Consider the following 15,791-nt stretch of genomic DNA (forward strand, 5'->3'; position numbering starts at 1 on the left):
CGTTACGCCGCCTTGGCGGCGGCGGGGCGCAGCAGCCATTCGCCCGCCAGCAGCAGGCCCATCAGCACATAGCTCACGGCGCCGTTGTAGACGGTCCACCAGCTCCAGGGTCCCCAGGCCGCAAGGGCCGCCGCCACGCTGCCGTTCAGGGCGAAAAAGGCGCACCACACGCGGGTGACATTGCGGGTGTAGCGCACGCCTTCGGGCGGCAGATCTGGGTGGCGCAGCCGGGCCAGTTGCTCGATCACGGGGCGGCCGCGCCGCAGGCTGGCGCCGAAGATAGCCAGCATCATGCCGTTGACCAGCACGGGATACCAGCGCAGCCAGTCTTGCGAATTCGAAATGGCCAGGACCAGGCAGAAGGCCACCGCCACAGCGGGCAGCAGGCGCGCGCCCGGCCGGGCGGCATCCGCGGTCAGGCCGCGCGCCAGCCACAGCAGGGCCAGCGGCAGCGCCAGCCAGGCGGCGCTTACCCGTCCCAGCGCCGCGTGGACGGCGAAGGGATAGGCGATGCCGGCCACGGCCAGGGCTGCCGCCACGCCGCGTCTCATGCGGCGGGATCCTGTTTCTGGCACATGGCCTGCACCACGTCCTCGACCGTGCGCACGGTGCGGAAGTCGTTGGCGTCGAGCTTGCGGCCGGTCTGGCGGCGCACATGGTCGATCAGGTCGATGGCGTCGATGCTGTCGATCTCCAGGTCCGTGTACAGGTTTGCTTCGGGCGTGATGCGTTCAGGTTCGATCTCGAACAGTTCGACCAGCGCGCCGCGCAGCGTGTTGAAGATTTCGTCGCGGGTATGCATCCTGGACTCCGTATCCTTTAGGCGCGGCGTTGCGCGGTGACAAACTCGGCCAGCTTGGCGATGCTGGCGAAATGCTCGCGCATGTTGCGCGTCTCGGGATCGATGGTGATGCCGTACCGCTTTTGCAGCGCGAGGCCCAGCTCCAGGGCGTCCACCGAGTCCAGCCCCAGTCCGTCGCCAAAGAGGTGGGCGTCGCTGTCGATATCGTCGGGCGCGATGTCTTCCAGGCCCAGCGAGTCGATGACGAGGGTCTTGAGTTCAAATTCCAGTTGGTTCATCCGGTCAGGACTCCACTTCCACCGCCCGAGGCGGTTGTTCATTCATGATGGCGCCGGCAGGCGCGGCGGGCGCCAGCTCGGCTTCGAAATAGGCGTGCAGGTAATCGTTCATCTTGCGTCCGGCGATGGGCAGCGGATGCGCGCCGCTCCAGGAGGCGGGATCGATGTCCTCGCCCACGCGGATCACATAGCGCATGCGGCAGGGCGGAATCCGGTACCAGGGCTCGCCCTTGGTCAGGCTGCGGGGATTCATGCTGATGACTACGGGCGTGACCACGCGCGCGCCGCGCAGCGCGATGGCGCAGGCGCCGCGATGAAAGCGCGGCATGGCGTCGCGCGGCGTGCGCGTGCCTTCGGGAAAGACGATCAGGGTTTCGCCCGCGCGCAGCACGTCGGCGGCGCGGTCGAACATGTCGAAGCTTTCGTCGTTGGTGATGTAGCCGGCATTGGCCACCGGGCCGCGGGTGAACGGGTTGGTGGCCAGGCCGTGCTTGACGATGCAGTTGGCGTTCTTGACGTGGCCGACCAGGAACACCACGTCCAGCAGCGAAGGGTGGTTGGCCAGGATCATCTGTCCGGGCTTGCCGAGGCGTTCGGCGCCCTTGAATTCCACGGTCAGGATGCCGGTGCGGACCATGAAGCGGATGAACAGGCGGAAGGTGCCGTTCAGCGCGCCGCGCGCGCGGCGCTGGCGGTCCGCCTTGTCGCCGGGCAGCAAGCGCTGGGGCGGGAACACCAGCACGCGCAGCAGCACGCCGCCCAGCCCGAAAAGGGTAAAGGCCATGCCGGTGGCGAACAGACGCCAGAGCCAGAAGTCCTGCCGGGGAGGCGTGGCGCTAGTCATGCCGTGCGTGTCCAGGTCCATAGTCGGGAGCGGTTGGCGTGGCGCCAGTCGGGCGTGCGCAGCAAGAGGTGGCGCAGCAGGTTCAGGGGATTGGGCCAGGCCTGCGCGCTGTCGGCGGCATCCCGCGCCTGCGGGGCCAGGGCCAAGGTCCAGTCGGCGCCGGGCTGCAGATGCAGGGCGACCGCATAAGCGTAGGGCGCGTCATCCACCCAGGGGGCGTAAGCTGCGGGCGGCCGTTCCTCGGCCAGCACCACGAGCACGTTCTGGTGGCCGGCGTCGAACAGCATCGACGCCTCGATGCAGGCGTGCTCCAGGCCGTCGTCTTCCACCGACAAGGCCACGGATTCAGTGGTCTCGCGGCGTATGATCGACCACTGCGCGGCGATGGCGTTGTGGACCGACAGGCCGAAGGCCGTGGGCGACAGGGGTTCGTGCGCCGCCAGCGCTTGCAGCAGGCCGAAGTTGCGGGTGGTTTCGCCATGGCGGGAGGCAAACACCAGCGGCATGGGCGGGCGTCCCTCGGCCAACGGCCACGCGCACTCGAACACCCCGCGAGCCAGCGGGCTCAGGCGGCGGCGTTGCAAGGGAGGCAGGAAGTCCAGGCGGGGCGGATTCTGATTTCCGATCGGGCAGAACGGATGTTCGGCCCATTTCAACCAGTCGCCGGGGCCATCGATTCCTTGCGCCCAACCCTGCCATTGCGCGATCGAAAACGTCAACATAGCGCGCGATTCTACTATGGCGATGTCAGGCCATTTTGATTTAAAACGTTACATAATACACAATATTTCCTTTGTTTCTTACACTTCAGCTTGCTATTTGTTACTTTCTTCCGTGAACGTTCAGGAACTTTTAATCTGGTGGGCGGACAAAGGCGCGGCTGCGGGTTACCGCAGCCAGGAGCTGTCAGCCGAGGACGCCGCGCGCGCTCAAGCGCTGCGCAGCCCGAAGGCGCAGCTCGATTGGCGGGTCAGCAGGGCTTTGCTGCAAGAGATCAGGCGGGCCATGCCGCCTGCGACCCTGTCGCTAAGCCACAGCGGCGGCCACGCGGTCTGCGCGTCCGCCCCGGCCGGGTGGCAGTTGGGCGCCGATCTGGAGCGAGTGCGGCCGCGCGAGGTCTTGCGCCTGGCCGAATGGGTATGCGCGCCGGCCGAGCAAGCCACGCTGGCTGGCCTGGAAGGCGCAGCCCAATTGGAACGCTTTTATCTCTTGTGGACACTGAAGGAAGCCTTCATCAAGGCGGCCGGACTGGATTTCCCTGCGGACATGGCTTCGGTAGGCCTGGACTTCGGCGGCAAGGCGGAATGGCGCCTGCGTGCGCCGCCGGGGCAGTGGCGCGCCTGTTCATGGCGCCTGGGCGAGGACTGGATCGCTTCCGTGGCGTGGCGCGAACAGGCTGGCGGCGCCGCGCGTCCCCAATGGCGCGCGGGGACCGATTGCGTGTTACCGCCGCTTGCCATCCTGGGCGCATGGGCCAGCGGGCCGGATTGAATCGCCCGGGGTTTTTCAGTGGGCATTTAAAGATGTATTATAAATGCATGTTTAATGGCGATTCCGATCGCGCCACAAGGAGCAGTTGATGTTGAGTCCCCAAATCCGCGCCCTGGTCAAGGGCACGGCGCCCGTTCTCAAGACGCACGGCGTCGCGCTGACCAAGCATTTCTATGCCCGCATGTTCAAGCACAACCCCGAGCTCAAGCATGTCTTCAACCAGGGCCACCAGGCTGGCGGCGAGCAGCAGCAGGCGCTGGCCGGCGCGGTCGCGGCTTACGCCGAGCACATCGACGATCCTTCCGTGCTGATGCCCGTGGTGACGCGCATCGTGCACAAGCATGTCAGCCTGGGCATCCGGCCTGAGCACTACCAGATCGTGGGCAAGCATCTGCTGGCCTCCATCAGCGAAGTGCTGGGCGAGGCAGCCACGGAAGAGCTGGTGGCGGCCTGGGCCGCGGCCTACGGCCAACTGGCCGACCTGCTGATCGCCGAAGAGGCGCGCCTGTACGCGGAGTCGGCCGCCAAGCCGGGCGGCTGGACGGGCTGGCGCGCGTTCCGCGTGGTGGGCAAGCAGCGTGAAAGCGCCGAGATCACGTCCTTCTACCTGGCGCCGGCCGATGGCGGCGAAGTGCCTGCCTACCGCCCAGGCCAGTACGTGTCGGTGCGCGTGTTCGTGCCCGAACTGGGCCTGATGCAGCCGCGCCAGTACAGCCTGTCGGACGCGCCGGGCCAGGACCGCCTGCGCATCTCGGTCAAGCGCGAAGCGGCGGGCGCCGATACGCCGGCCGGCCGGGTTTCCAACGCCCTGCATGACCGCCTGGAAGAGGGCGGGGTGCTGGACGTGGCGCCGCCCCAGGGCGACTTCCATCTGCGCGAGGAAGGCAGCGCGCCGGTGGTGCTGCTGAGCGGCGGCGTGGGCCTGACGCCCATGGTCTCCATCCTGAACCATCTGGTGGGGTTGAACGACGAACGCCAGATCCGTTTCGTGCACGGTTGCCGCAACAACTCGGTCCACGCCATGCGCGATCACGTCAACAGCATCGCCGCCGAACGCGCCAACGTGCGCAAGGCGGTGTTCTACGAGGAGGTCGGCCACGGCGACCAACCTGGCCGCGACTACGACTACGCCGGCCGGGTGGATCTGAACGCCATCCGCGACGAAGTCATCGTGCCCGGCGCGGACTACTACCTGTGTGGCCCGGCCGGCTTCATGCGCGCGCAGCGCGAAGCCTTGACCGGCCTGGGCGTGCCCGCCGACCGCATCCATGCCGAAGCCTTCGGCAGCGGCGGCGCGCCCGCTTGAGCGGTGTATCCTGGCGGCCTGAACTTTCGGGCCGCCAGCGTCCATCCCTTTCGTCCCAGCCATGCAACTGACCCGATTCACCGATTTCGGCCTGCGCGTCCTGATGTACCTGACGCAATGCCGCGACCGGTCCGCCGCCGTCACCATTCCGGAGATCGCTGACCGCTTCAGCGTGTCGCGCAATCATCTGGTGAAGGTGGTGCACTTCATGGCGCAGCAGGGTTGGGTCAGCACCTCGCGCGGCAAGGGCGGCGGCCTGCGGCTGTCGCAGTCCGCCGACCGCTACCGGCTGGGCGACCTGATCCGGCAGCTGGAGCAGCAGGGGCCGCTGATCGACTGCCGCGAACCTCCCTGTGCGCTGGACGGCGCATGCCGGCTGTCCGGCGTGCTGGCGCAGACCTTGCAGGCCTTCTACGAGGCGCTCAACGGCTACACCCTGGCCGACCTGGTGCGCGACCCCACGGCCGCCGCCATCATCAAGCTGCATCGCGCCGCCTGAGGCGGGGCATGATGTTTTGTTATGGACCCTGCGGAGTTTGGCATTTGCCGGACGGGCGGGGCGCGTCCCAGAATAGCGTCGTGTCCCTGTCTTTCTGGATCTAAGAGTATGCGGGTTTGCGTAATCGGCGCTGGCGTCGTGGGCGTCACGTCGGCCTATTTCCTGGCGCGCCAGGGCCATGACGTGGTGCTGGTGGACAGCCAGGCGCGTCCGGCCGAGGTCTCCAGCTACGCCAATGGCGGTCAGCTCAGTTATAGCTACGTGGCGCCTTTGGCCGGTCCGGGCGTGCTGCCCAGCGTGCCGGGCTGGCTGCTGCGCGAGGACTCCCCGCTGCGTTTCCGGCCCAGGCTGGATCCCCATCAATGGCGCTGGTGCCTGCAATTTGCGCTGGCGTGCCGGGCCTCGGTGGCCAAGGCTTCCACGGTCCAACTGGCTGGCCTGTCCTATCTGAGCCGGGACGTCATGCACTCGCTGCTGGAGCAGGAAGACCTGGATTTCGGCCATCTGAAGAACGGCAAGCTCATCGCCTACCGCAGTCCGGCCTTGCTGGACAAGGCGCGCGCGCTGGTGGCGTACCAGGCCGACCTCGGCGCTGAACAGCAGGTGCTGGACGCGGCGCAGACCCTGGCGCTGGAACCCGCGCTGGCCGGCATGGGCGCAAGCCTGGCCGGCGCCATCTACACCCCCAGCGAAGAAGCGGGCGACTGCCGCCAGTTCACCGAGGCGTTGTTCGACCGCCTGCAGACCATGGCCAACGTGCAATGCGTCATGTCCAATCCGGTATCGGGCCTGCAGCGCGAAGGCCGCCGCATCGTGGCGGTGAACACGCGCGACGGCGACATCGGCGCTGACGCCATCGTGCTGGCCACCGGTATCGGCACGCGCGCGCTGCTCAAGCCGCTGGGCCATGACGTGCCGCTGTATCCCCTGAAGGGCTACAGCCTGAGCGTGCCGCTGGCCGAGGACGACGATTCGGTGGCGCCGCGCATCAGCGTCACGGACTACGAACGGCGCATCGTCTACGCCCGCGTGGGCGGCGTGCTGCGGATCGCGGCCATGGTCGACATCGGCAGCGCCGATGCCGGCATCGACACGGCGCGCATCGGGCTGCTCAAGCGCCAGGTGCACGAGGCGTTTCCGGCGCTGGACCTGCGCCAGGCGGCGCCTTGGGCGGGGCTGCGTCCGGCCACTCCCACCAGCAAGCCGCTGATCGGACGCAGCCATGCCGCCGACAACCTGTGGCTGAACATCGGGCAGGGCGCGCTGGGCTTCACCCTGGCCTGCGGCAGCGCCGCGCTGTTGACGGCCCAGATGGGCGGGCTGGAGCTGCCGCTGAATCCGGCGCCATTCCGCCCCTGATACGGCGATGTCCATTTTGCGATAGTGCCTGCCTTTTCATCGGCAGACGGACTGGATCGCGCTCAATAGGATAGCGATACTCCACCGCCTGCGTAGCCCCAAGCGGCGCCGCAAGCGGCCGGAGACCATCCCTCATCCTCCGAGCGCAACCACCATGTCCTACCTGTTTCCGTTGTTCGCCATTCTGTTCTGGGCGGGCAACGTCATCGTCTCCAAGATGGCCGCCAGCGCCATCTCGCCCACCGCCATCACCTTCTACAGGCTGGTGCTGGCCCTGTTCCTGATGGGCCTGTTCACGGCCGGCCCGGCCTGGCGCAACCGCAAGACCATCCTGCGCCATTGGCCCAAGCTGGCGCTGTACGGCGCCCTGTCGTCGGCGGTGTTCCAGGCGCTGTCCTATCGCGCCGCCGAAACCACCACGGCGACCAACATGGCCATCCTGACCGCGCTGATTCCCTTGCTGAGCATGCTGCTCAGCGTGGTGATCCTGCGGGATCCGCTGACCCTGGGCATGGCCGCTGGCGGCGCGCTGTCGTTCCTCGGCCTGCTGTACCTGGTGGGCCAGGGCGACATGCTTAGCGTGTTCCAGCACGGCATCCACGTCGGCGACGGCCTGATGCTGCTGGCTGCCTTGTCCTACGCGCTGTACGGAGTGTTGCTGCGCCACTGGAAGGTGCCGCTGCCGGCCTGGCAGTCCACCTTCGTGCAATCGATCTTCGCGCTGCTCTACATGCTGCCGCTGTACCTGCGCGTGCCGGCGGCGCAGGCTGCGCTGGACATGAACACGGTGCCGCTGATCCTGTACGCGGGCATCTTCTCGTCGGTGCTGCTGTCCTTCCTGTGGATCGAAGGCGTGCAGCGGCTGGGGCCCAACCGCTGCAGCATCTTCATCAACCTGCTGCCGCTGTTCACCGCGCTGGCCGCCTTTGTCATGCTGCGCGAGCAACTGCACATGTACCACCTGCTGGGCGGCGCGGTGACGCTGGCCGGCGTGCTGCTGGCGCAGACGGTGCAGCGCCCGCTGTTCGGTCGCGCCCGCACGCTGGCGCTGGACTAGGAAGTTTCACTGGCGTTCAAGACGGGCGCGCGCGGTACCGGCACAGTGGCTCTCTTTATAGGGAGAGAGCCCATGAGCATGTTCCAGAGAACGGCGATCGCGCTGGCGCGCAGCCCGGGCGTGGGGCGGGCGATGCGTGCCATGGCGGCCCGCACGTCGCTGGCGGCCCGTTTCGTCGGCGGCGCGGACGTCGACGCCGCGGTCCGCACGGCCGCCAGGCTGCGCGAGGCGCACGGCATCCGCGCCTCGCTCTTCTACCTGGGCGAGTACGTGGACGATCCCGAGGCCATCGAGCACAACGTGGCCCAGACGCTCGGCGCCTGCCGGGCGCTGGAGCACGCAGGGCTGGACGTGCACGTGTCAGTCGATCCCACCGCCATCGGCTATATGCGCGACGACGCGCTGGGCCGGGACAATGCCCGGCGCATCGGCCTGGCGGCGCGCCGGACGGTCGGCCTGGGGCGCGACTGGATGGTGCTGGACATGGAGGATTCCTCCCTCTGCGACCGCACCTGCGCCTTGCATCGCGAACTGCTGCAAGCCGGCCTGCCGGCAGGCCTGACACTGCAGGCGCGGCGGCGCCGCACGCCGCTGGACCTGGCCTGGGCGATCCGTCAGCGCACCTCGCTGCGGCTGGTCAAGGGCGCGTTTCCGGAGCGCGCGCTGGACCACGCCGGCCGCGCGCGCATCGACCAGGCCTATCTGGACGCCGCCGCCATCATGCTGTCGCGCGAGGCGCTGGAGTCCGGCTTCCAGCCCGTTTTCGGTACCCATGACGACCGCCTGGCCGGCGCCATCCTGGAGCTGGCGCGGGAGCGCGGCTGGCCGCCAGAAGCCTTCGAATTCGAAATGCTCTATGGCGTGCGTCCGGACTGGCAGCTCGCGTTGCGCCGTTTGGGCTATAACGTCAGGGTCTATCTGCCCTTCGGCGGCGATTGGTGGCCGTATGCCGTGCGCCGCGTGGGCGAGAATCCCCGCAACGCGTGGCTGCTGGCCCGCACGCTCACATCGGACCAGAGCTACTTCGGCTAGGCGCTACATCCTCACTTGTTCATGGCGGTTTCCCAACATATCTGGCATTGCGGCGCCGGCCTGCCCGGCGATGTCTTGATCGCAGACCTGCGCGGCTACCGCTATGCGCCGCATTTCCACGACGCCTGGTCCATCGGCGCCATCGCGCAGGGCCGTTGCGCCTTCACCGTGCATGGCGCGCCGCAGGCCGCGGGCGAGGGCGATCTGGTGGTGATTGCGCCCGGTCAGGTCCATACCGGGGGCACCTCGGACGCGCCGCTGGGGTACCGCATGGCCTATATCGATCCGGATTGGTTCAGGGATCACGAACTCACGTTGTTTGCGGGCGGGGCCAGCCTGGCCGGTCCCGTGATTCGCGATCCGGCGCTCTGCCAGGCCTGGCTGGACGCGCTCACGCCCGATCCCATCGCCGACGCGCAGCGCCGCGAACGCCTCTCCGCCGCCTTGTTCGGCCTGCTGGCGGCACATGCGCAAGCCCGTACGGCGGCGGCAGACGACGCGTCCGATGTCTGCTCGCTGCTGCGCGCGCGTATGGCCTCGGACCCAGCCTGCGCGCCGGACCTGGAGGCCCTGGCGGTGGCGCAGGACCGCCACCGCACCACGCTGGTCAAGCAGTTCGCCCGGCGCTACGGCTTGCCGCCGTTGGCCTGGCTGCGCAACTGGCGGGTGGCGCGGGCCCGGGCGCTGCTGCGCGACGGCCTGGCGCTGGCCGACGCCGCGCATGCCGTGGGTTTCGCCGACCAGGCCCATCTGACCCGCGTGTTCAAGCAGGTCTACGGCAGCACGCCCGGCGTGCTGCGCAGCGCAGGGGCAGTCTCCCAGACATTGCGGGCGCGCGGCGTTTCCACCCGGTAGTCCGAGTACTTGCGGGTAAAGAACGTGGTGCCCAGTTCGGCCGCCGCCTGCAGCGGCTGGCGCGGGTCCGCCGCGATCTCGCCGCGCAGGTTGCCGGCGCCGTGCACGTAGCCGACGAAATCCGAATGGGTATAGCGCGTGTATTCCTGGATCTGGTGCACGATGCCCAGCGCCGCGCCCGGGTAGGTTTCCTCGGATGCCACCGCCAGGCCCAGGCGCTTGCCGGTCATGCGCTGCTTGACCCGTTCCGGTTCGGGTCCCTGGCCGGCATAGTGGCTGAACGAACGGTCGAAGAACGCCTTGGTCTGCGCCGACATGCCGTACCAGTAGATCGGGGTGCAGATCAGCACGCCGTCGGCCGGCAGGAAGTGTTCCAGGAACAGCTCGGAATAGCGGTCGGTCGGCGGGGGCGAGCGCCGCAAGTCCGGCAAAAAGGCCCCGATGTAGTCGTCCAGGAACAGCAGCGTGGCCTGGGTGCCCGCCGCCTCGGCCCCGCGCAGCGCAGCCGCGCCCAGGGCCGCGCTGTTGCCGTCGCGCCGCGGGCTGCCGACCAGGATCAGCAGGCGCTTGGCGGGATGATCTGAATTCATGTTTGATTCCTCTTGTTGGCATGGACGTTTCCATGTGGTGAGGAAAATTCTGTCCTGGCGGCTGAAAGGCGACAAATGATGAATCCTTGAATATGATGAATTGATTTCATCCATAGGGCCAGGAATCCATGTTTGCCACGCTACCGGTGACCGCGCTGCGCACCTTCGAGGCGGCTGCCAGATTGCTCAGCTTCAAACTGGCCGCGGCCGAACTGGCGGTCACTGCCACGGCCGTGTCCCATCAGGTCAAGGCGCTTGAGCGGCACGTGGGCTACGCGCTCTTTGAACGCGTGCCGCGCGGCGTGCGCCTGACGGAGAAGGGCGCGCGCCTTTTTGCGGGCGTGCACGGCGCCTTGCTCGATGTGGCGCAGACCCTGGACGCCTTGCGCGCCGCGCCGGCCTCGGGCGCGCTGACCCTGTCCACCACACATTCGTTCGCGGCCCTGTGGCTGGTGCCGCGGCTGGGCCGCTTCTACGCGGCGTTTCCTCAATATCAACTGAACCTGAACACCAGCGCCGAAGCGGTGGACCTGTTGCGCGACGCCAGCGTGGACCTGGCCATCCGCTACAGCCGGGCGCGCTGGCCCGGGCTGCACGCCGCCTGCTCGTTGCAGGAATGGTTCGGCGTCTATGGCGCGCCGACGCTGGCCGCCCGTCCGGGCAGGCGCGCGCCGTCGCTGGTGACCGTGCGCTGGCGCGATTCGCAGCTGTACGAGCAGGGCTGGCAGGACTGGTGCGAGGCCGCCGGCCTGCCGTCCTGGCGCAAGCCGGCGGCGCTGCATGCCTACGAGGAAGAGCACTACGCCCTGCAGGCCGCCATTGCCGGCCAGGGACTGGTGCTGGCCAGCTCCGTCATGGTGTCGGACAGCGTGGCGGCGGGTACCCTGGTGGCGTATCGTCCTGAGGTGCGGGTGGCGGGGGCGGCCTACACCGCGCTGTGCGCGCCGGGCCGCGAACGCCATCCGCCGGTCAAGGCTTTCCTGGGGTGGTTGCGCAAGGAGTTCGAGGCTCAAGCATGAGGCCGGGAAGCATGCGGCTCATATCCTCTGTTACTGGATTGACGCGCCCCTGCACGCGCTTCTACTCTCTTCCCGAAAATCAGCGCGGAGGCCGCGAGGCGTGAATCGATTCCATGAAATGAGCGTGTTCCTGGCGGTGGCCGAGGCACAGAGTTTCGCCGCGGCCGCGCGCCGGCTGGAGATGTCGGCGCCCACCGTCACGCGCAGCGTGTCGGCGCTGGAGCGGCGGTTGGGCGCGTTGCTGCTGGTGCGCACCACGCGCAGCCTGCGACTGACCGAGGCCGGCCAGCGCTATGCCGACGACTGCCGCCGCATCCTCGACGAAGTCGAACAGGCCGACGATGCCGTGGCCGGCGCGATGGCCGCGCCGCGGGGCGCGCTCAGCATCACGGCGCCGGCGTTCTTTGGCGAATTGCACGTGATGCCGGCCGTGCTGGCTTATCTGCGCGCGCATCGCGAAGTCTCCGTGCGCACGCTGCTGGTGGACCGCGTGGTGAACCTGCTGGACGAACGCGTGGACGTGGCGGTGCGCATCGGCGCCTTGCCGGATTCGACGCTGACTGCGGTGCCGGTGGGGCAGGTACGCCGCGTGGTCTGCGCCGCGCCCGCCTTCCTGCGCGAACACGGCGTGCCGCAGGATCTGGAGTCCCTGCCGCGCTTTTGCACGGTCACCGCCGCCATGGAGGGCCGCACGCCGCAATGGCGCTTCCAGCAGGACGGCCAGCCCCGCAGCCTGCGCGTCGATTCGCAGCTGACGGTCACGTCCTTCCAGGCCGCGGTGCTCGCGGCCTGCGAGGGCTGGGGGCTGACGCAGGTGGTGTCCTACCAGGTGGCGCGGCACCTGGCCAGCGGCGCCCTGGAGGTGGTGCTGCGCGACTTTGAACTGCCGCCGCTGCCGGTCCACCTGGTGTACCCCGAAGGCCGCAAGAGTTCGGCCAAGGTGCGCAGCTTCGTGGAGTTCTGCGTCGAGGCCTTGCGGCGCGACTTGGCGACGCTGCCGGCGTAGCGACCCGTTCCTCGGACGCGCCCGCACGCAGGCATTGAAGGGACGGGGCGGCCGTCCTCTTTCTTTCATCCGCTGCAAGAGTGTCTTGCCGGCGCTGGCCGTTCACGCGAGCCCGGCGCCGGCCCAAGATGGAGTCTGAATCCGACTTGGAGCCCGCTCATGCAAACCGCCCATACCCCTACGCTGACCTTCTACAGTTTTCCCTTGTCCGGCCACGCCCATCGCGTCGCCCTGATGCTGTCCCTGCTGGATGTGCCCCACCGCAAGGTCGATGTGGACCTGCGCGGCGGCGAGCAGAAGCGCCCGCCGTTCCTGGCTTTGAACGCCTTCGGCCAGGTGCCGGTCGTCGACGATGGCGGGGTGGTGGTCGCGGATTCGACCGCCATCCTGGTCTACCTGGCCAAGCGCTACGGCGGCCAGGCCTGGCTGTCGGAAGACCCGGCCGGGGCGGCGGCGGTACAGCGCTGGCTGTCGGCGGCGTCCGGTCCGCTGGCGATCGGCCCGGCGGCTGCGCGCCTGGTGACCCTGTTCGGCGCGGCCTATGACGTGGACAGCACGCTGGCCCGCGCCCATGCCTTGCTCAAGGTCATGGACGGCGAACTGGCCGCACGGGATTTCCTCGCGGGCACGACGCCGACCATTGCGGACGTGGCCTGCTACGCCTATGTGGCGCATGCTCCCGAAGGCAATGTGTCGCTGGAGGCCTATCCGCACGTCCGCGCCTGGCTGGGCCGCATCGAAAGCCTGCCGCGTTTCGTGCCCATGGCCTCGTCGCCGGTGGGCCTGCTGGCCGCCTGAGGACAGGCGCCGCCCTCAAGGAGTACGCCATGGCCATCGCAGAACCTGCCGCCCTCCCGCCGTCGCCCTGGCACGCGGGCGAACGCCTGTTGCAACACCACGTCGGGATCGCCGAGCGCATGGCGGTGACCGGACCCAAAGTCATTCGCGAATACATGCCGGACCAGCACCGCCTGTTTTTCGAGCAGCTGCCGTTTCTGGTTGCCGGCGCGGTGGACGGGCAGGGCGATCCCTGGGCCGGCGTGCTGGAAGGCCTGCCCGGCTTCGTGTCCTCGCCCGATCCACGCAGCCTGCGCGTGTCCGCCGTGCCGGATGCCGACGATCCGCTGCTGGCCGGCCTGGGGATGGACCAGCAGGTGGGCCTGCTGGGAATCGAGCTGCACACGCGCCGACGCAACCGCGCCAACGGCCGCATCGCCGCCTGGGACGGCAAGCGCTTCGAGGTGGCGGTGACGCAGTCCTTCGGCAATTGCCCGCAGTACATCCAGGCGCGGGAATTCCAGTTCTCGCGTTCGCCGGCGCTGCGCTTTCCGGGCGCGCCGAATGAGCGCAGCGCGCTGGACGCCGCGGCGCGGGCGCTGATCGCCCGGTCCGACACGTTCTTCGTGGCGACCTACGCGGACGAGGGCGGCCACAAGATCGACGTCTCGCACCGCGGCGGCAAGCCGGGCTTCGTGCGGGTGGACGGCGACGTGCTGACCATTCCGGATTTTTCCGGGAACCGCTTTTTCAACACCCTGGGCAACATGGTGCTCAACCCGCGCGCCGGACTGCTGTTCATCGACTTCGAGCGCGGCGACGTGCTGCAGTTGACGGGCGCTGCTGAAGTCATCCTGGACAGCCCTGAGATCGCGCAGTTCGAGGGTGCCGAACGGCTGTGGCGGGTGCAAGTGCGGCGCGTGGTGCGCCGGCCCGGCGCGCTGGCCTTGCGCTGGCGCTTCGACTCGTACTCGCCCACCGCGCTGGCGACCGGGCAATGGCCGGCCGCGGGGGCTGCATAGCCCCGACCTAGCCCGGGAGGGCGGTCTTCTGCACCACGGCATCGTCCGGCCCGAGCAGGCGGCCGTCCTGCGCACGGATTTCCAGCTTGCGCACGGGCTGGCCGCGCTTGCGGTCGATCAGCGTGGAATGGGGTTCGGCCGCGCCGTAGTAGTGGTCTTCGCCCCATTGGCGCAAGCCCACGATTACTGGAAAGAGCGCCCGGCCTTTGTCCGTCAGCACGTATTCCTGGTAGGCGCTGCCGTCCGAGGCCGGCGCTACTTCGAGGATGCCGTGGGCCACCAGCGTGCGCAGCCGGTCGCTGAGGATGTTCTTGGCCACGCCCAGGCTTTTCTGCAATTCGCCAAACCGCCGCAATCCATCGAAGGCGTCGCGCACGATCAACAGCGACCACCAGTCGCCGATCGCGTCCAGGGAGCGTGCCACCGGGCAGGCGGCGCCTTCGAGACTAGTGCGTTTGACCATGTCGGATCCTTGCTGAGGGAAAGGCGGTGATGGCTGGCGTATCGAAATTTCGGTTGCATTATAAAACCTCGAAAACTATTATTCTGGTTTTATAAAGCAACCAGAATGGAGCAAGAGATGTCAGCCCGACCAGAACCCGCCGATTCCGCACCCCCAAGTCCGATGCCCAGGTCCCTGGTGATGCTGCTGGCGGTGGCCTGCGCCCTGAGCGTGGCCAACGTGTATTACGCCCAGCCCCTGCTGGACGCCATCGGCCGAGAGTTCGGCATCGCCGAAGGCGCGGTAGGCATCGTGGTCACGGCCACCCAACTGGGCTGCGCGCTGGCGCTTCTGTTCGTGGTGCCGCTGGGCGACCTGCTGGACCGCCGGCGCCTGATGCTGGGGCAGCTGGCGCTGCTGGTCCTGTCTTTGGCGGCCGTGGCGCTGTCGGCCAGCACGCCCTGGCTGTTGATGGGCATGGTGGCGCTGGGCTTGCTGGGAACGGCCATGACGCAGGGCCTGCTGGCCTTGTCCGCGGCGCTGGCCGCGCCGGGCGAGCGCGGCCGGGTGGTCGGCGCCGCGCAAGGCGGGGTGGTGATCGGCCTGCTGTTGGCGCGCACGCTGGCCGGGGCCGTGGCGGACCTGTGGGGCTGGCGCGCGGTCTACGTCGTGTCCGCTGCGCTGGCCGCCGTGCTGGCGGTGGTGCTGGCGCGGCGTTTGCCGCAACGCCGGCTGCCCGCGGTGGACATGGGTTACTGGGCCTTGCTGCGCTCGCTCTACGGCCTGTTGGCTACCGAGCGCGTGCTGCGCGTGCGCGGCATGATCGCGCTGCTGATGTTCGCTGCCTTCAGCGCCTTCTGGACCGCGCTGGTGCTGCCCCTGAGCGCGCCGCCGCATTCGCTGACGCACAGCGCGGTGGGCGCGTTCGGGCTGGTGGGCGTGGCGGGCGTGCTGATGGCGGCGCGGGCAGGGCGGCTGGCCGATAGCGGGCAAGGCGAGCGGACCACGGCCGTGGGCCTGGCGTTGCTCTGCCTGGCCTGGGTGCCGATTGCCTTTCTGGATCAGAGCCTGTGGTTGCTGGCGTTGGGTGTGCTGGTCCTGGATATCGCCTTGCAAGCGCTGCACGTGACGAATCAGACCATGATCTTCAGCGTGAATCCGCAGGCGCATAGTCGATTGGTCGGTGGCTACATGATGTTCTACGCGGTGGGGAGCGGGTTGGGGTCTATCGCTTCGACTGCGGTTTATGCGCAGGCGGGCTGGCTGGGGGTGTGCTTGCTGGGGGCGGGTATCAGTGTTGTGGCGCTGGCGTTCTGGGCGGTGACGTTGCCGCGTGGTGAGCGTTTGGCCGTTGGTCCTTAGGATGCTCGTCGTGGGGTTCTTTAGACGCCAGTCGCGGCGTGGGCTCGCGA

At 68.4% G+C, this 15,791-nt stretch carries 19 protein-coding genes; 12 read left to right on the plus strand and 7 right to left on the minus strand.

Translation table 11 applies throughout. The features are described 5' to 3' along the window. Positions 1-2 precede the first annotated feature (2 nt). The 5 genes from IB259_RS00990 to IB259_RS01010 are packed head-to-tail and all read right to left on the minus strand — an operon-like array spanning position 3 to position 2,646. Positions 3-551: a hypothetical protein gene (locus IB259_RS00990; RefSeq protein WP_192327110.1), complete on the minus strand. Its 549-nt coding sequence runs from the start codon at positions 549-551 to the stop codon at positions 3-5. Then, positions 548-802: an acyl carrier protein gene (locus IB259_RS00995; RefSeq protein ID WP_013392999.1), complete on the minus strand. Its 255-nt coding sequence runs from the start codon at positions 800-802 to the stop codon at positions 548-550. The genes IB259_RS00990 and IB259_RS00995 overlap by 4 nt, the downstream gene beginning before the upstream one ends. A gap of 17 nt (positions 803-819) precedes the next feature. Further along, a complete protein-coding gene (locus IB259_RS01000; protein WP_054458177.1) occupies positions 820-1,080 on the minus strand; it encodes a phosphopantetheine-binding protein in 261 nt (86 codons plus the stop codon). 4 nt (positions 1,081-1,084) lie between these two features. Then, the gene (locus tag IB259_RS01005) at positions 1,085-1,924 is read right to left on the minus strand and encodes a 1-acyl-sn-glycerol-3-phosphate acyltransferase (protein WP_119451677.1); all 840 of its coding nucleotides are present in this window, start codon (positions 1,922-1,924) and stop codon (positions 1,085-1,087) included. After that, positions 1,921-2,646, minus strand: a complete 726-nt coding sequence (locus IB259_RS01010) for a beta-ketoacyl synthase chain length factor (protein WP_192327113.1) — start codon at positions 2,644-2,646, stop codon at positions 1,921-1,923. The genes IB259_RS01005 and IB259_RS01010 overlap by 4 nt, the downstream gene beginning before the upstream one ends. 283 nt (positions 2,647-2,929) lie before the next feature. Between IB259_RS01010 and IB259_RS01015 the strand changes: the two genes are divergently transcribed. The 7 genes from IB259_RS01015 (at position 2,930) to IB259_RS01045 (ending at position 9,523) form a co-directional block, all read left to right on the plus strand. After that, positions 2,930-3,415, plus strand: a complete 486-nt coding sequence (locus IB259_RS01015) for a 4'-phosphopantetheinyl transferase superfamily protein (RefSeq protein ID WP_225596755.1) — start codon at positions 2,930-2,932, stop codon at positions 3,413-3,415. A gap of 88 nt (positions 3,416-3,503) precedes the next feature. Next, positions 3,504-4,721 (plus strand): NO-inducible flavohemoprotein, encoded by a 1,218-nt coding sequence (gene hmpA, locus IB259_RS01020; protein WP_054458173.1) that lies wholly within the window; start codon positions 3,504-3,506, stop codon positions 4,719-4,721. A 61-nt stretch (positions 4,722-4,782) separates the two neighbouring features. Continuing rightward, positions 4,783-5,220, plus strand: a complete 438-nt coding sequence (locus IB259_RS01025) for an Rrf2 family transcriptional regulator (protein ID WP_054458172.1) — start codon at positions 4,783-4,785, stop codon at positions 5,218-5,220. Positions 5,221-5,328: 108 nt separating this feature from the next. Then, positions 5,329-6,579, plus strand: a complete 1,251-nt coding sequence (locus IB259_RS01030; protein ID WP_192327116.1) for a D-amino acid dehydrogenase — start codon at positions 5,329-5,331, stop codon at positions 6,577-6,579. Between the two features lie 154 nt (positions 6,580-6,733). After that, a complete protein-coding gene (locus IB259_RS01035) occupies positions 6,734-7,636 on the plus strand; it encodes a DMT family transporter (RefSeq protein WP_054458170.1) in 903 nt (300 codons plus the stop codon). A 72-nt stretch (positions 7,637-7,708) separates the two neighbouring features. Beyond that, complete coding sequence (locus tag IB259_RS01040) at positions 7,709-8,668, plus strand: proline dehydrogenase family protein (protein ID WP_192327119.1); 960 nt, start codon at positions 7,709-7,711, stop codon at positions 8,666-8,668. 21 nt (positions 8,669-8,689) lie between these two features. Next, positions 8,690-9,523 carry an AraC family transcriptional regulator gene (locus IB259_RS01045; RefSeq protein ID WP_192327122.1) on the plus strand — a complete coding sequence of 278 codons (834 nt, stop codon included), beginning with the start codon at positions 8,690-8,692 and terminating at the stop codon, positions 9,521-9,523. On the opposite strand, the gene IB259_RS01050 is transcribed toward IB259_RS01045, so the two are convergent. Then, a complete protein-coding gene (locus IB259_RS01050) occupies positions 9,442-10,113 on the minus strand; it encodes a flavodoxin family protein (RefSeq protein ID WP_192327125.1) in 672 nt (223 codons plus the stop codon). The two genes, IB259_RS01045 and IB259_RS01050, sit on opposite strands and share 82 nt — an antisense overlap. Positions 10,114-10,241: 128 nt before the next feature. Here IB259_RS01050 and IB259_RS01055 point away from each other — a divergent pair, with 128 nt between their 5' ends. The 4 genes from IB259_RS01055 to IB259_RS01070 all read left to right on the plus strand — a co-directional run bounded on the left by IB259_RS01055 (position 10,242) and on the right by IB259_RS01070 (position 13,937). Then, on the plus strand, positions 10,242-11,132 hold the full coding sequence (locus IB259_RS01055) for a LysR substrate-binding domain-containing protein (protein ID WP_054458167.1): 891 nt from the start codon (positions 10,242-10,244) through the stop codon (positions 11,130-11,132). A gap of 100 nt (positions 11,133-11,232) precedes the next feature. Further along, positions 11,233-12,138, plus strand: coding sequence for a LysR family transcriptional regulator (locus IB259_RS01060; protein WP_054458166.1), 906 nt, complete (start codon positions 11,233-11,235; stop codon positions 12,136-12,138). A 159-nt stretch (positions 12,139-12,297) separates the two neighbouring features. Beyond that, a complete protein-coding gene (locus tag IB259_RS01065; RefSeq protein WP_192327128.1) occupies positions 12,298-12,936 on the plus strand; it encodes a glutathione S-transferase in 639 nt (212 codons plus the stop codon). Positions 12,937-12,965: 29 nt separating this feature from the next. Continuing rightward, positions 12,966-13,937, plus strand: coding sequence for a pyridoxamine 5'-phosphate oxidase family protein (locus tag IB259_RS01070; RefSeq protein WP_192327131.1), 972 nt, complete (start codon positions 12,966-12,968; stop codon positions 13,935-13,937). A gap of 7 nt (positions 13,938-13,944) precedes the next feature. On the opposite strand, the gene IB259_RS01075 is transcribed toward IB259_RS01070, so the two are convergent. Next, positions 13,945-14,400 (minus strand): helix-turn-helix domain-containing protein, encoded by a 456-nt coding sequence (locus tag IB259_RS01075; protein ID WP_054458163.1) that lies wholly within the window; start codon positions 14,398-14,400, stop codon positions 13,945-13,947. A 117-nt stretch (positions 14,401-14,517) separates the two neighbouring features. Here IB259_RS01075 and IB259_RS01080 point away from each other — a divergent pair, with 117 nt between their 5' ends. Next, positions 14,518-15,741, plus strand: coding sequence for an MFS transporter (locus tag IB259_RS01080; RefSeq protein WP_192327134.1), 1,224 nt, complete (start codon positions 14,518-14,520; stop codon positions 15,739-15,741). Positions 15,742-15,791 lie beyond the last annotated feature (50 nt).

It is taken from the genome of Achromobacter sp. ACM04 (genome assembly GCF_014851465.1).
Lineage (GTDB): Bacteria > Pseudomonadota > Gammaproteobacteria > Burkholderiales > Burkholderiaceae_B > Achromobacter > Achromobacter aegrifaciens.

Coding starts and splice junctions, on each gene's coding strand:
- IB259_RS01050 (WP_192327125.1), bottom strand. CDS start 10,113: ATGAATTCAGATCATCCCGCCAAGCGCCTGCTGATCCTGGTCGGCAGC.
- IB259_RS01005 (WP_119451677.1), bottom strand. CDS start 1,924: ATGACTAGCGCCACGCCTCCCCGGCAGGACTTCTGGCTCTGGCGTCTG.
- IB259_RS01070 (WP_192327131.1), top strand. CDS start 12,966: ATGGCCATCGCAGAACCTGCCGCCCTCCCGCCGTCGCCCTGGCACGCG.
- IB259_RS01015 (WP_225596755.1), top strand. CDS start 2,930: ATGCCGCCTGCGACCCTGTCGCTAAGCCACAGCGGCGGCCACGCGGTC.
- IB259_RS00990 (WP_192327110.1), bottom strand. CDS start 551: ATGAGACGCGGCGTGGCGGCAGCCCTGGCCGTGGCCGGCATCGCCTAT.
- IB259_RS01040 (WP_192327119.1), top strand. CDS start 7,709: ATGAGCATGTTCCAGAGAACGGCGATCGCGCTGGCGCGCAGCCCGGGC.
- IB259_RS01065 (WP_192327128.1), top strand. CDS start 12,298: ATGCAAACCGCCCATACCCCTACGCTGACCTTCTACAGTTTTCCCTTG.
- IB259_RS01045 (WP_192327122.1), top strand. CDS start 8,690: ATGGCGGTTTCCCAACATATCTGGCATTGCGGCGCCGGCCTGCCCGGC.
- IB259_RS01055 (WP_054458167.1), top strand. CDS start 10,242: ATGTTTGCCACGCTACCGGTGACCGCGCTGCGCACCTTCGAGGCGGCT.
- IB259_RS01000 (WP_054458177.1), bottom strand. CDS start 1,080: ATGAACCAACTGGAATTTGAACTCAAGACCCTCGTCATCGACTCGCTG.
- IB259_RS01035 (WP_054458170.1), top strand. CDS start 6,734: ATGTCCTACCTGTTTCCGTTGTTCGCCATTCTGTTCTGGGCGGGCAAC.
- IB259_RS01080 (WP_192327134.1), top strand. CDS start 14,518: ATGTCAGCCCGACCAGAACCCGCCGATTCCGCACCCCCAAGTCCGATG.
- IB259_RS01025 (WP_054458172.1), top strand. CDS start 4,783: ATGCAACTGACCCGATTCACCGATTTCGGCCTGCGCGTCCTGATGTAC.
- IB259_RS01030 (WP_192327116.1), top strand. CDS start 5,329: ATGCGGGTTTGCGTAATCGGCGCTGGCGTCGTGGGCGTCACGTCGGCC.
- IB259_RS01010 (WP_192327113.1), bottom strand. CDS start 2,646: ATGTTGACGTTTTCGATCGCGCAATGGCAGGGTTGGGCGCAAGGAATC.
- hmpA (WP_054458173.1), top strand. CDS start 3,504: ATGTTGAGTCCCCAAATCCGCGCCCTGGTCAAGGGCACGGCGCCCGTT.
- IB259_RS01075 (WP_054458163.1), bottom strand. CDS start 14,400: ATGGTCAAACGCACTAGTCTCGAAGGCGCCGCCTGCCCGGTGGCACGC.
- IB259_RS00995 (WP_013392999.1), bottom strand. CDS start 802: ATGCATACCCGCGACGAAATCTTCAACACGCTGCGCGGCGCGCTGGTC.